13 protein-coding genes and 1 pseudogene are annotated in these 14,090 nt (G+C 69.8%); 11 read left to right on the top strand and 3 right to left on the bottom strand.

The genetic code is table 11. The features are described 5' to 3' along the window. From IE252_RS33735 to IE252_RS33745, 3 genes are all read right to left on the bottom strand, one after another. Entirely contained in the window at positions 1-1,167 is a 1,167-nt protein-coding gene (locus tag IE252_RS33735; protein WP_190093260.1) for an XRE family transcriptional regulator, read from the bottom strand. Positions 1,168-1,380: 213 nt separating this feature from the next. Continuing rightward, positions 1,381-2,013, bottom strand: coding sequence for a P-loop nucleotide/nucleoside kinase family protein (locus IE252_RS33740; protein ID WP_229848954.1), 633 nt, complete (start codon positions 2,011-2,013; stop codon positions 1,381-1,383). Next, entirely contained in the window at positions 2,010-2,768 is a 759-nt protein-coding gene (locus tag IE252_RS33745) for a GntR family transcriptional regulator (RefSeq protein ID WP_190093261.1), read from the bottom strand. Before IE252_RS33745 ends, IE252_RS33740 begins: the two co-directional genes overlap by 4 nt. Before the next feature lie 332 nt (positions 2,769-3,100). Between IE252_RS33745 and IE252_RS33750 the strand changes: the two genes are divergently transcribed. The 11 genes and pseudogenes from IE252_RS33750 (at position 3,101) to IE252_RS33800 (ending at position 14,064) form a co-directional block, all read left to right on the top strand. Next, a complete protein-coding gene (locus IE252_RS33750) occupies positions 3,101-3,697 on the top strand; it encodes a hypothetical protein (protein WP_190093262.1) in 597 nt (198 codons plus the stop codon). Positions 3,698-3,934: 237 nt separating this feature from the next. Beyond that, complete coding sequence (locus IE252_RS33755; protein WP_190093263.1) at positions 3,935-4,195, top strand: WhiB family transcriptional regulator; 261 nt, start codon at positions 3,935-3,937, stop codon at positions 4,193-4,195. 90 nt (positions 4,196-4,285) lie between these two features. Continuing rightward, positions 4,286-4,462, top strand: coding sequence for a hypothetical protein (locus IE252_RS33760; RefSeq protein ID WP_190093264.1), 177 nt, complete (start codon positions 4,286-4,288; stop codon positions 4,460-4,462). Positions 4,463-4,667: 205 nt separating this feature from the next. Next, a pseudogene (locus tag IE252_RS44175) lies at positions 4,668-4,841 on the top strand (DUF5999 family protein); the annotation flags it as partial. 247 nt (positions 4,842-5,088) lie between these two features. Continuing rightward, on the top strand, positions 5,089-5,652 hold the full coding sequence (locus IE252_RS33770; RefSeq protein WP_190093266.1) for a DUF6197 family protein: 564 nt from the start codon (positions 5,089-5,091) through the stop codon (positions 5,650-5,652). 153 nt (positions 5,653-5,805) lie between these two features. Further along, complete coding sequence (locus tag IE252_RS33775; protein ID WP_190093267.1) at positions 5,806-8,034, top strand: hypothetical protein; 2,229 nt, start codon at positions 5,806-5,808, stop codon at positions 8,032-8,034. A gap of 224 nt (positions 8,035-8,258) precedes the next feature. Next, complete coding sequence (locus IE252_RS33780; protein ID WP_190093268.1) at positions 8,259-8,732, top strand: hypothetical protein; 474 nt, start codon at positions 8,259-8,261, stop codon at positions 8,730-8,732. Then, complete coding sequence (locus IE252_RS33785; RefSeq protein WP_190093269.1) at positions 8,729-9,037, top strand: hypothetical protein; 309 nt, start codon at positions 8,729-8,731, stop codon at positions 9,035-9,037. Before IE252_RS33780 ends, IE252_RS33785 begins: the two co-directional genes overlap by 4 nt. 553 nt (positions 9,038-9,590) lie before the next feature. After that, positions 9,591-11,423 carry an ATP/GTP-binding protein gene (locus IE252_RS33790; protein WP_190093340.1) on the top strand — a complete coding sequence of 611 codons (1,833 nt, stop codon included), beginning with the start codon at positions 9,591-9,593 and terminating at the stop codon, positions 11,421-11,423. A 17-nt stretch (positions 11,424-11,440) separates the two neighbouring features. Continuing rightward, the gene (locus IE252_RS33795; protein ID WP_190093270.1) at positions 11,441-11,857 is read left to right on the top strand and encodes a conjugal transfer protein TraB; all 417 of its coding nucleotides are present in this window, start codon (positions 11,441-11,443) and stop codon (positions 11,855-11,857) included. 83 nt (positions 11,858-11,940) lie between these two features. Then, positions 11,941-14,064: a chromosome segregation protein ParM gene (locus IE252_RS33800; protein WP_190093271.1), complete on the top strand. Its 2,124-nt coding sequence runs from the start codon at positions 11,941-11,943 to the stop codon at positions 14,062-14,064. Positions 14,065-14,090 lie beyond the last annotated feature (26 nt).

Here is a 14,090-nt window from a genome sequence, read left to right on the forward strand (position 1 = left end):
TCACGGATTGCTGTCTCGAAGGGCTTCCTGAGCGGCACGCAGCCGGTCGGGAAGCTCGCTGGTCGCCAGGATCGCCTCGCGCATCACACGATGCTGCGCGCTCTCTGTGGGGCGGGCGGTGGTGAGGCGGACGTACGCGCCGCGCAGGAAGCGCCATCCGTACTTCATGGGCATGACGGGATCCTGGCCGTCTTCGATCATGTGCAGAATGTGCGAGGACAACGCCCACAGCGCCTGGACATCCAGCTCCAGCGCAAGGATCTGGCCCATCGTCAGGGCACGCTCATTCAGTTGCGGATGGTAGGAAATCCCCGACCAGCCGGCCACTCCGTGGGAGGCGCCGCCGTCGAAGGCGAGCGCTTCGGGATGGGTCCAGCCGTCGCGGAACTTGGCTTCCTCCACCCCCTCTCCGAGAGGCACGACGTTCGCTGGGTCTTGACGGTTGACGAGCACCGACGGTGTGGTCAGCAGTTGTAAGGCGGTGGCGAGCCCGGGCCCCGACCAGGCGTGTTCACGCAGCTCGTACACCGACAGCACATACTCCGGATCGGGCAAGATCCCTGCCGGTTCAGCGGGACCGTGCTGCTCTAACAGGCGTGCCAGGCGCTGTCCCGCCCAGTCCCTGGTCGTCAGGTACGAGCGATAGCGCCACACGGCCAGCTCGGTCAGAGAGTGCACTTGTTGGTGCTCTTCCAAGTGCAGGACGGCAACGCCGCAGGCATAGACGTGCACGGTGGAGGCGTGGGCTGATGGGTGTCTGCCGGGCAGAACCCGCCGCTCAAGGCCAGCCGGGCCGGCCAGTACAGGTGTGCCCGCCTCATACAGTGGGCCGCATCGCGTGCCCAGGTACATCGGCAGAACCTTGTTCGACACCACCGAACACGGCGCGGGGCGCGGGGCCGCTCCGGACGTGGCGCCGACAGGCTCTCCCCGCAATGCCGCTAATCGGATGCGGAACGCTTCTTGCTCGTCTGCGGTGCACTGAGCAAGCGCGGCATCCAGGATTTGCGCCGTGGCAGGCCGGCACACCCGGGCTGTGTCCTCCTTCCAGTGGGAGACGGTGCGGGGACTGATGCCGAGGGTCTGTGCGAAATCGCGGACAGACTGGCGCCGCACCGATCGCAACAACAGCGCCTCCTTACCAGTCCATCGATCCACGGCGATCACTACACACCCCCTCGTTGGTCCCTGACCAGGCGGACGAGGCTGTATTGCCACGCTGAGTCCACACCGCTGCGACGCGGGGACATCATGCTCAACGCCGCTAAGGCAGAAGCTGGTTCACGATCGTCAAGCCACGCAGCGTCCCGGTTGGAGGAGTCCATGCCGGACCCCACACGAGTGCCTGGCCGACTCACCGGCGATGTCGCTTCGGACATCTCAGCGCCTTCGCCCAAGAGCCGCCAGCACGTGCTCTGGGTGCCCGTCGTACACGACGTGCGCTTCATCATCGGTTGGCGGGGAGAATCGGCCCGCATGCCGAAGCAGATCCTCCTCGCTGAACTCGATGCTGTTCGCGTCGACCAGCGAGTGCGCGTTGCGCCTCTGGATCCGATCCCAGCGCACCTCGTGCGGTACAGGCAAGTAGATCAGGACGGGCTCTCCGCCGGCTTCCGTCACGGTCGCTGCCCACTGGGTTCGCTCTTCCAGAGTCCAGAAACCGTGGTCGACCACGGTCTCCTGTCCGGCCTCCAAGAGCGCCTGGAGCTGAAGGGCGATGTCCTTGAGTACGGGTGCCTCCCTGACTTTGTACTCGCCGCGTGGGAAATCCCGGCCGTAGTGGCCGTACCGGCGGAACATCGCCTCATCAGGGCAGAGACGGTGAAATCCGGCTTCCTCCAGGGCGCGGGCGAGAGTCGTTTTGCCAGCACCCTGCAGACCGGACATGAGAATCGCGCGAGGCGGCGGTCCCGGTTGGCCGGACACAGCGGCGGAGTTGCCTGCGATCTCGAATCGTCCTTCCATCATGCGGTTGTAGGTGTGCCCGGCGACGACGGCGCTGTACGTACTCACCGCTGCGTCTCAGACGTCGTGCGACGGGTACGGCCCGGTGCGCCCAGGTCTACGCCGTACTCGAGCAGCTCGCCATCGGCGTCCAAGAAGCGTGCGGTCAGCACAAGGATCGCCGCGACGGTGTCCGCCTCCAGCTCCAGAAGCTCGAGGTCGCTCGCCGTAGCGATACGCGCTGTCTCCTCATCCACGCGCTTAGCGACCTGCCGCCCGGTGGCCCGAGCAATCAAGTCCAGCGACAGCCCGCCCTTGAGTCGTGCTCTTCGAGCCAGCTCAGGCAGTATCTGGGCGAACTCGGCGGGGATCCAGGACGTGGAGTGGGCGACGATGCCATGAGCGTCCCTGTACACACGGCTGCGACGAACAACGTCGTCACCAGGCGAGATGCCGAGTGCGTAGGCAACATCCACGGGTGCCTCGACGATGTCTGCGGTGTGGCCGGAGGATTTCTCCCCAACACCCCACGAGGACTGTGTCCTACCGCTGCGGTCGTGACGCTCGGCCCCGGACGACAGCGAGATGGGGCGGGCCATCACCTCGGTACCGACGCCGGGAATGCCTTGGACCAGCTTCTCGTCTCTCAGCAACTTCATGGCCCGGTCGGCTGTGGCCGTGCTGACGTCCCAATGATCGGCGATGCCGCGGATGCTCGGCAGAAGGTCACCCGGCGAGAGCTTCCGGGAGCTGATGAGGTCGCGGTAGTGAGCCGCGATTCGAGCGTACGGCGGTCGGTTGTCCGCTCGGGGCTGCCCCGGCATGTCGCCTCGCCTCCTTCTTTTCCTCTAGATGCCTCACTATACCGCTTGACACTTGAGGTTACCTGATGCAACCTGATGTATGTAAGCCGATGGTGATCGTCGGCGAACATCGCGTTACCGCATCAGCAACACCGCAGTAGTCGTCCGCCCTTGGGGCGGCCGGGGTTGAGAGCTCCATCAAACTCCCCCGGAGCCTGACGGCACGACGACTGTGTGCACGTCGCAGCGCTGTGCGCTGTCTGTCCCGTGGGACGCCCGGCGTGCCGTGTGTCCCACGGGGCGGAGAGAGCATCGCGACGCGCCCCCTGCCGCTCCCTTCGTGAGGAGTTCAGATGCCTGCTTCGCCCCCTGAGCGCCCTGCCCGGCCCCGACGGAGCCGGACCCGCTCCCGGAACATCAGCGGACGCCCGGCGCTCGTCATCTCCACCCTCAAGCCCCACCAGTACGACCTGCGTCCCGCCTGCGCGTCGCTGATCTGCCCCGACTGCAAGACGTGGGTGCCGATCACCGGTATCCAGGCCAAGAAGCCCAAGCTGGTCCCACACGACACTGGGCGTGCGGGCACAGACGCTGCCGTCCGCTGCGGATTGGGCAGCAACCGCCTGATCACGGTCGATGTCTCATTCGACAAATGGCAGCGGCGCCTTGAGGACGGCAGTGCGCAGACCGCCAGCCGCCGCCGGACCATGGTGAGGCGCAAGCCGAAGGTCCAGCCCGCCCCGGCTGTCAGCCAGATCGCCGCGCGGACGGAGGCGACGCAGGGCGACCGCCGGCCTCAGTGGCGCCTGCGCCAACGGCAGTGGACATCGACCGAGTCGGCGGTGCGCAATACCGACACCCGCCGCGCGCAGTTGCCCGCCGGTGACGCGCCGCGCGACGCGCCGCCGGTCCCGCTCCAAACGCTCCACCCCCAGCGCCGCGCGCGCTGAGCAGCACCGCACGAACGACCACGGCCCTGGCCGTCCTGAGCGATCGGGGCGGCCGGGGCCGTGGCTGCTCGTACGAGTAGTCAGACATGCGCCAGCCCCGGCGACTTGGAACCCCCCGGGGCTGGCCAGGACCTGACTGGAGGACCTGATGCCCACCAGCATCGCACAGCACCCGACCGACTCGGACCCGGACATGGACGAGGCCCTGCGCCGCGTCCGGCAGGGGAAGTGATCGGCATGGACTGGCGCCACAACGCGGTCTGCCGCGAAGAGGACCCCGAGCTGTTCTTCCCCATCGGCAACACCGGGCCGGCGCTCCTGCAGATCGAGGAGGCCAAGGCCGTTTGCCGTCGCTGCCCGGTCATGGAGCAGTGCCTGCAGTGGGCCCTGGAGTCCGGGCAGGACGAGGGTGTGTGGGGCGGGCTGTCCGAGGACGAGCGGCGTGCGATGAGGCGCCGTGCCGCCCGCAACCGGGCGCGGATGGCGGTGACGGCATGACGGACGCCGACCAGAAGCGCCTGGCAGAGGAGCTTCGCCGGGTCAATGAGCAGTCGGAGAAGAGCCTGCCGCTCAAGTGCGGTGGCCGTTGTGGCTGACGACCTGTACGCCCGCTACATGACGGCCGCGGCGACCAGCCGTGTGCACGAGGCGAGCTGCACCAGGTGCTCGCTGTACGCGCGATGTGACACCGGCCAGCGCCTGCACGGGGCCCTCGCCACGCTCCAGGACACCTATCTCGCCAGGCAGAAGGAACGGCGAGGCTGACCCCGTGCCGGGCGGAAACCCCAACTCTGCTCCCCCTCGCGCTGTTCGCCCAGGCCGGTCGCCCGCACGAAGGGCGGTCGGCCTTTCGCACGCCCCCAGGCCCGGGAACCCCTCGGGCTCGTCTCCCCCGCTAGGAGAGCTCATGCGCACCCGTACTCCGCTCGACACCGTAGCGACGGCTGGCTCTAAGCGGCTGCCGGACTCGTTGTGCACGCACACGCCGACGTGCCCGTCGGCTGACAGTTCGGACCGGGAGGCCGCCGCCGTGGTGGCCAGCCGTCCGGAGCAGGGCTGGAGCGTGTTGTGTAACGACGTCGTGGTCTTCGAGGACACCGGCGAGCTGCTTCCCGACGGCCGGATCGTCGCCCCGCACCGGCCCACCGGCACCCCGCTGCCTCTCCGGCTTGCGGACACCCAGGTGCTCATCGGAGGCACGGCCCGCAGCGGGAAGACCGACGCCGCCGCGCTTCTCCAGGCGGCGTCCCTGGCCAGTTCCTCCAGCACCTCGAGGTCGGCCTGACGGCTGCCTGATCCGCCCGCACCGACCGCCCACCCAGGCGGCCGGGTCGGGCGGTGACAGGGAGCCGGACAGCCCCGGACCCGACGACCCCTGAGACGAGGCTTGCATGCCCGAGACGACAACCACTCCCGCTGCTGCGGTGTTCTCCGATGTGACGCTGAGCACGGCCGCCGAACTCGCCGCCGACTCCTCCCAGCCGCTGTGGATCGGCCCGTCCGGCGAGGAGTCTTCCGGCGAGGCCGTGGCCCGCCACCTGGAGGCCACTATCGCCCTGCTCGACAAGGACGGCTGGATCCGCGCCTACGACTACAGCAAGGACTGGTCGGCCAGCGCGGACCTCGCCGACGACGACTCCATGACGGTCAAGGCGATGCTCCGGGCGCTGATCCGCTTCGTCCGCGACGAGAGCGGCACAGACCCGCAGCGGCCCCTGGGCACCGCCCTGCGTCACGTCGGTGAGGCCGGCGTCCACGGCGACACGGATACCGCCTATGTGGCGGGCTTCGTCCTGGACCGGGTGATCCAGGCCCACACCGGGTCCGACTCCGCCCGCGCTACGCCCTGGTCGGAGCGGCAGCACCGCACCCACGCGGACATCACCGCCTTGCTGACCGTCGGCGCCCAGTTCGCCCGCACCTACGGGCCCGGCCAGGAAACGGCGGCCGCCTGACCCCGGCACTGACTGCACCAGCACAACGACCCTCCGAGTCCTCGGCATTAGAGCTGCCGGGGCCTCGGAGGGTCTGGTCACGACCCTACAGACCGACGCCGACCTGCGGTGACCTCTTGCACGAGGTGCCGGAAGTAAGAGAGGACATCCCCCGTGGCGAACACCACCACTCGGCGCAGGCGGAAGCCCGCACCGGCCGCGAAGCCTCGCAGCACCGGGCGCGCCAAGGCGCCTGCCGCGACGGCCTCGATCCCCGACCAGGCCGTCGCACCCGAGGAGACGGTGCCGCTGGTGTACCCGGAGGCCGACTCGGTCCTGGCTGACGCCGCCGACCGCGCCGCCGACCTCCGGGACCGGGCCGCCGACGTCATCGACACCGCGCGCCAGGAGGCTGCAGCCCTCCAGGCGGAAGCCGAGACCGCTGCCGCGCGCACCGTGGCTGCCGCGCACGAGCAGGTCACCGTGTTGATGAACCAGGCGCAGAGCCGTGCCGCGGGAATCACCGCCGATGCCGACCAGGAGGCCACCGCCTACCGCGCGGCGGCGAAGAAGGACCTGGAGGCGGCGCGCGGTGAGGCCGACTGGCTTCTGACGGAGGCTCGTGACCGTGCCAAGACCCTGGTGGGAGAGGCCCGCGCACAGGTCGTCGATCTCACCGAGCAGGCCGCCACCGACCGCGCGGCCACGGGCAAGGCGGTTGCCGAGCTGCGCCGCCTGGCGGAGGCAGACCTCACGGAGATCAGCGCCCTGGTTGATCAGCGCCGCATCGAGGCCGGCCAGATCCTCGCCCGCGCCCAGGAGCAGGCCGACGACCTGGTGGCCACAGCGCAGCGGGAGGTTGACCAGGCCCGCGAGCGGTTCGCCCAGCTCGCGGCGACGGCGGCTGAGCAGTACGACGGCCGCCGCGCGGAGGCGGAGGTGTTGTACGCGGACGCGGTCAAGGCTGCGGACGATCGGCGCCGTGAGGCGGACGAGCGGGTCGCGGCTGCGCACACCGAGGCGGAGGCGGCCCGCACGGAGCTGCGGACGAAGTTGCGCTCGCTCACTGACCAGTTCGACGCGGCGGCCGCCACCAAGCGCAAGGCCCTCGCGGATGAGCTCGCCGGGCTCCAGGCGGCGTGCGACAAGCAGCGCGAGCGGCTGCGGGAGGAAGCCAAGACCGTCGCGGTGCAGCTGCGCGAGGCCGCCCGGAAGGAAGCGAGCCGCATCACCACCGAGGCGGAGCGCAAAGCGAAGGCCGTCACCGAGCGGGCCAAGGCGGATGAGTCCCGCGCCCGCCGGCTGCTCGATGAAGCCCGTGAGGCGAAGAAGGCCGCCTCTCGCTGGAACGGCTGGCAGCAGAACATCAGCCGCCAGGCGTGGAAGGCCGCGCCGTGGGTCGCGCTCGCCTCCGGCGTCGGGCTCGCCGCCTCCGGCGAGTACGAGCTGGCCCGCATGGTCGGCATCAACACCTACGTCGCCCCGCTGCTGCCGGTCAGCATCGACGTCTACTGCGTCACCGCGTTCCGGGCCAAGAAGGACATCCCGTACGCGCTGCTGCTGATGGCTTCGGCGAACGTGACGTACCACCTGTCCGAGCAGGCGGAGATCGTCACGCCCGGCCACTCGGCACCGTGGCCGCTGACGACCTTCGTGGTGTTGATCTTCGTGGCGGTCATCTGGCGCGTCCACACCCTCATGCACGACGACGGTACGGACGGCCACGGCAGCAAGGCAGCGGAGGGCGGCCGTACCGGTACGGACAGCGGAAAAGGAATGCCCGTCCGTACAGGTACGCACCGGCGTACCGACGGAACGAACACCGCGTCGTCCGGCCGTACAGAGGGCGCGAGCCACGACCTGTACGCCGCGCACAACGCGGTTCGGCCGGACGGCTCGGGCGCGGGATGGGACGGTACGGACCCTGTACGCCCCGCCTCGCACCCGCCGCACGAAGGTGAGGCCGAAGCGTCGGTGACCAGGGCGTACAGCGACCGTACAGACGGCGTACACACCACCCCCGAGGGAGCGGCGCGTACAGGCACCGCGGCTGTGGGGCGTACCGGGACGGCCAGCGCGGCCGTACAGGGACGCACCGGCGCCATCAGTGCCCGTACACAGTCCGGCGGAGACGGTGTTCCGGGGGCCCGTACAGGTACGGCTGCCGCGTCTTCTCCCGTAACCGGAACGGGCAGTACGGCGGGCGCGGACCGTCCCGGTACGCCTGTACGGACGGACGAAGAGCTCCTGCCGCTCGTACAGAACCTCCCCCGCACCGAGGACGGGTTCGTGACCCTCTACCAGGTCCGCAACCAGCTCTCCGTCAACCACACCCGCGCGGTGCGCCTGCTCTCCAAGGCTGGCCTGCTGCGCCCCGAGGACGCGGACAAGCACCTGGCCTGATCCGCCGTCGGCTCCTGCCGTTCATGGTCGTCCCCGGCCCGTGTCCACGCTCCCGAGCGTGAGCGCGGACCGGAGACGGCCACGGCCGGCAGGCCGCTCGCCCGCACCACGCCCGCGCCCTGGGAGAGCGGAGTGTGGGCCCGCTCGTACCCACCACCCCGCGCGTCAGCCTCGGGGGACACGGCTTACCCCTCCCCAGCCCCGAGACCTGGAGGTCTTCTTACATGAACAGCAAGGACCCGAATCCCGTTCCACTGCGCGATGTGGCGCAGAGTCCCCAGGCGACCGCCCGGTACCTGGCCGACGTTCAGCGGGTCCTGCTGGACATCGGCAAGAACCTGGAGACCCTCGCGATCGAGACCCGCGTGCACCTGCGCGAGACGCACGTGGAGGGCGACCGCTGGTACCACGCCAGGCTGCGCGCCATGCCTGTCGAAAAGGCCCTCGGGAACGTGCTCAAGAGCTTGAACAACCTCACCAAGGGCCTGGAAAAGAGCGCCTATAAGCGCCACGCCCACGACGAGGCCGTCGTGAATACGGTCAAGGACAGGAAGGAAAAGGAGCTGGAAAGGAAGCGGAGGAAAAACCCGCAGCCACTCCAGGCCGCACCCAACCCGCCGCAGCGGGATGCACAGGGCCACAATTCCGGCTATAGCGCCCCCACGTCGATTTACGACCTCGGCCGGGAGTCGGCGTGAACCGCCCCCTCAGCAGCGCCGAACGTTCCGCCGAACGGCGCCAGAAATGGCTGAAGGAAGAGGCGACCAAAGCCCGCGAATCTCGCGGCGAGGCAGGGCAGATGGAATTCTGGCTCCGCCTGGCACGATCCCGGATGGCCAAAGATGTCAAAGCCGGTCGCGCGGACATCTACTCCGGATTCGCGCTGGTCTGCCGCCTGTTCATCACGGCGCTGGACCAGCGCGTGGAGGGCAACGGACGGATCTGGAACGACCTGCTGCAGTACGCGGAGCAGGTCGTGGCGAAGCACCCCCCGCGTCACTGAACGTCACCAGCGAAGGCCCTGCCGGGCTCCGGCGGGGCCTCGCGCGCGTAAAGCGTGCACCCGTGCACGTGCACACGCGTGCACACAAGGCCCCACGCTCTGTCAAGTCCCAGGAGGGAGGTGCATCGTGTCCGACGTGGACGATCCGAACGGGATCCTGGTCCGCGGCCCCTGGCGCGATGACTCCACGTACGTGCCACCGCCGATCCCGGATTACGGCGACACCATTCCGCCGCCGGAAGACATTCCCGAAGCTCCCCCGGAGTCGCCGGAAGAGACGACGATGGAACTGCCCCCGATTCCGTCCGCACCGGATCCGGCCATGGCGCTGCGATCGGACGGAATCGCGGCACCGGAAACCGAGGAAGACGAAGGTGAATACGAGGAAGGCGAATACGAGCAGCCTCGATCTCTCGCCGACCGCCTCGGCGACTGGCTGGAATTCCGGCTGGAAAGGGCGCGGGCGCTCCATGAAGGCGAGGCGCCTTTCCGTGAGGCTGAAATAGCACGGAAGGCCGCGCTCCTGGAGGGCCGCACCGCGCAGGAAGTCGCGATGATGGAGCAGAACGGAAAGCTCCATGCCGCGATGATGAAAGCGAAGGGCGACAAGGCGGCGGCGGGCGGAAAGGCCGATGCCGACCGCACGAAGTCGTCCTCCTCCGGCCTGGGGGCGGACAAGGGCCGCTCGAAAGCCGGCGGCGGGGGCGGGTCCTCGCGCGGTGGTGGCAGCAGCGGGCCATCCCGCAACAACGCGAGCCCGGGCCCGAACCGGTCCGGTGGCCCGCGCGGCTCGAACTCCGGTGGCCCTGGTGGTCGTTCGGGGTCCGGGTCGACCGGGGGCGGCAAGGGCGGCGGCAAGGGTTCTGACCGATCCTCTGGCGGCCGTGCACCGGGTTCCGGGGGCAGCGGTTCGTCCGGGGGTTCGAAAGGCTCTCAGAAGGGCTCCGGCAGCTCCGGCCGTAACAGCGGCGGGAGTTCGAAGGGCGACGGCGGAGGTCAGGCATCCAGTGCCCGTACCGAACGCGCCCGCGGCCGCCAGGAGCGCGCCGGGGTCCGCCAGGCCGGGCGGCAGGAACGGCGCAGCGCAGGGCACGCGGCTGGCATCGAGGACCGGACCAAGGACCGCGACCAGGCCCGCGCCAACCAGCAGCAGGCATGGGAGGACCGACGGGCCAAACGCCAGGAGCGCGACGCGGCACGAAAGGCAAAACGCGAGGCCGCAGCGTCGGCCACGCCGGGCCGCACCACGCTGGGCCAGGCCGTCGGCGAGGAAGCCCAGCGCCGCTGGGACAAGCGCCGCGCCGACGCCAAAGACGCCAAAGACGCCAAAGACGCCAAAGACGCCAAGGACGCGAAGGACGCGAAGGACGCGAAGGAGGACAAGCCCACCACCGAGAAGGTGAACCTGACCAAGAACAAGGGCAAGGACACCGACGGCGAGGACGGGAAGAGCGCCAAGGACGGCCCTGGCGGGTCCTCCGCCGCGAAGGACAGCGCGGCGGGTGAACCGGGCAAGGACTCCACGGCCGGTGACGCATCGTCTGACGGTGCGAGGAAGCGCCGTCGGTTCCGGCGCCGACGCACCAGCAGCACAGGCCGACGCGTCAGCGGCGCGGGCCGGGGCGGGCGGCGGGGCCGGTCGTCCGGCCGGGCCGGTTCGCGCACCAGGACTACCGACGATCCGGACAGCGAGTGGGTGTTCGCGGCGGCCAAGGAGCGGCTGCGCAGGATGCGGGAGGAGCGGAAGGCCAAGTCCAAGCCGCCGCAGCCGGAGGGACCTGTCCCGGCGGAATCCGTCGGGATCACCGTCGAGCGCGCCGACGGAGAGTCCCATCGTCGGCGCCCCGTGTCGAGTCCGCCGCCGGTCACGACCGGGATCAAAAGTCTGCCGCCCGCACCGGTTCGGCACACCCAGTGGCCCGGCACCAGCCGGCCCACCAGCCCGAAGGGGAGCAGCGTGAGCAGCGCCAAGGCCCGCAGGCCGTCCAGGCAGGGGGGCCTGGCCGCCCAGCACCGTACGGACATCACGTTCGACGACTACCTGATCGACATGGCGAACATCGCCATCAAGTCGGCCTCGCACCAGGAGCGGGCCGAAGCCCTCGCGGAGGCCCTCGGCAAGGTCGCCGATGCCCTGCGGGAGATGTCGGCCGACCTGGTCAACGACCACAACATCGACACCCGCGTCACCAACCGGATCACGGATCTGGCCGACGCCGCGGGCCGCATGAAGAAGCAGGCCCAGCGGTGCGCCGAGGTGTGCGGCATCGCCAAGGAAGCCGCCCGGCTCGCGGCCACCAAGGTCGCCCGCGTCTACGGCCAGGACATGGCCGCCAAGCAGGACGCGGGCCTCAAGCACACCTCGGCCGCTGCCCACCACGACTAGACGAGAGGGAACTACTCATGAGCGATCTCGTACCGCGCACCAGCGGCGCGGCCGCCGTGCCGGCCGACAGCGACAACCGCTACAAGGCCGTCCAGGCCAAGCTGGACAAGCTCGGCAAGACGATGGACGACGCCGCCGTCGAACTCGAGGCGCTGCGCCGCGACATCAAGGCCAACGCCACGCATACCCAGGGCGTGTCCGGTGACATCGCACACGCGGACCTGGACCCGAAGTTCGTCACCCTCACCGATGACGTGGCCGTAGCCCTGGGCGGCTCCGCGGCCGCGGTGAAGAACCTGGGTGCCACCGCGCAGGAGATCGTCACTCTGACCTACCAGGCCAAGGGCACCCACTCGAAGCTGTACCGGGGGCTGGACGAGATCCGCTCCAACCGGCGCGAGAAGACCCCCAAGCCCGGCTTCTTCGACCGCTGACCCCCCTCCCCCATCACCCACCCCGCCACGGGCGGCCCCGCACCTGCGGGGCCGCCCGTGCCCGTTGACGAAGGAGAAGACCGGTGTCCACGCCGCGCACTGTCCAGCTCGAACGCCTCGCCTACACCCTCGCCGCGCCCGTGCTGGCCGTGGCCCCGAACCTCTCCCCGGACAGCCCCGTCAACCAGGTGGTGCAGCTGGCAGGCGTCGCTGGGGTCGGCGGCTGGGTGCTAGCCGCCAAGAGCGAAGAGAGCGGCGCCGGACGCAAGATCCTGCGCTGGTCTCCACTGGTCATGGCCGCCGCCGTCGACGTCGCCGCCAAGCACACCACCGGCTTCGGCCCGTACTGGCTGGACGGGCTGCTCGCCGCCGGATGGGCGGCGGCCGGCTACCTGGTGATGCCGTTCTCCCGGCACACCCGCCGCCGCCACCGCCCCGCCCTGGCAGCTGCGGTCCCGCAGCTGGCGCCCGTCGATGTCCTGGAGCCGTCGGTGGCGCAGCCGGACAATGGCGCTGACCTGCTCACCCGGGATGCGCGGATGCTGTGGGAGCAGGCCGGGATGCCCGCACGCACGCATATCGTCAAGGCCACCCGGCACCCCGGCCAGCGCCACGACATGACGATCCTGCTGCGCGCGTCGGAGGCCGGACGGCCGATCACCGGCCTCACGGAGGACGTCGTCGCCGCGGCTTTCGGCGTGCACTCGGGCGACGTCGTCCTGGCGGAGGTCGCCATCCAGCCCGGCCGGCAGGGCGGGCCGGGCTGGATGGAGGCCCGCATCACCCCCGACGCCAACCTGCGCCGGCGGACCAAGCCGACCGCGCAGGAGCGCTGGTCGGACCGGGTCGCAGGTCCCAAGGGCGGCGCCCCCGGATCGCAGCTGGTCCACGCGTCCCGCGACGACGAACGGGGGGTGAGCTTCTACCGGGCGAAGATGGCCGATGCCACCGATACCCCGCGGATCGACCTGGCCAAGGTCTGCCGTGCGCTGAACCTGCCCGAGGACGACTCCTGTGTGTTCGTCCTCATCGACGGCAACGAGTTCCTGATCAGCGCGTTCGACAACCCGCCGCTGTCCCAGATCTTCCTCGCGACCCGCGAGCTGCTCACCCCGGACGCCAAGGGCATGTTCGTGTGCGGGTTCACGATCACCGGGCAGCCGGTGAAGAACATGGTGTTCCAGCACGACAAGAACGCCGCCGCGCACGGCCTCATCCTCGGTGTGTCCCGGTCGGGCAAGACGCAGTACTTCGCCATCAACATGTCTGCCCAGTCCCTCGCCGGGCAGGTGGTGTGGCTGTCGACCGTCCGCAAGGACGAGAAGACGACCACGCTGGGACAGTACATCGACCGGCAGGGCTCGACCGCCCTGTGGATGGCCCGCCAACTGCGCGCGGCCAAGGCCCTGTGTGAGATCAGGGCGGAGATGCCCTGGCCGCACGACGGCAAGCCGCACGACTACAAGCCGGGCGATCCGCGCTGCCCCTACCGGCAGCTGAACGTGTACGCGGATGAGTACATGACCGCCGCGCAGGACAGTCTGTTCGGCGCGGACATCCAGACCAACGGCGACGACCTCACGGTCACCGGACTGAAGTACGGCATCGGCTTCAACCCGGCCGGCCAGTCGCCGTTCGCGCACAACGGTTTCTCCACCGAGATGAAGGACAACCTGCGGCAGAACAGCCGCCCGGTCATCTTCAACATGGGTTCGCCCGGCGCCACCCGCAAGGCTGCGGAGGGCACCATGGAGAACCCGTACGACGTGCCGACCATCCCGGCCCGCTACTCCCGCAGCGAGGGCTCCGCGATCGAGCGGGCCATCAGGGGCGAGGCCGACCCGGAAAACGGCGTCTCCACCGGCGGCGTCGCCGTCATCGTCCTCGACAACGGCCGCGCCGTGCTCATGCGGTCGCTGTTCGCGGACTTCGACACCGACCTCGCTGGCCTGTTCCCCGACCAGGTCAACCGGCTGACCGACTACGAAATCAGCGAGTTGGAAAAGCGCGGACTGTGGGGCGACTGGTACCGCGACCCCGAGCCCGGCGAGTTCTGGCCCGCCGACGACGAAGACGACGACAGCACCTCGTCTCGGCGCGGCGACGGGGGCAGCGGCAGGAGCGGACCCACGTCCGGCAGCCGTGTCGAGCAGGTCACATCCCCCCGGCAGGCGCTGGAGGCCATCAAGAGCCTCGCTGACGTCTGACTGCCCCTGCAACGCCGAAGGGTGCC

It is taken from the genome of Streptomyces melanogenes (genome assembly GCF_014649795.1).
Taxonomy (GTDB): Bacteria; Actinomycetota; Actinomycetes; order Streptomycetales; family Streptomycetaceae; genus Streptomyces; species Streptomyces noboritoensis.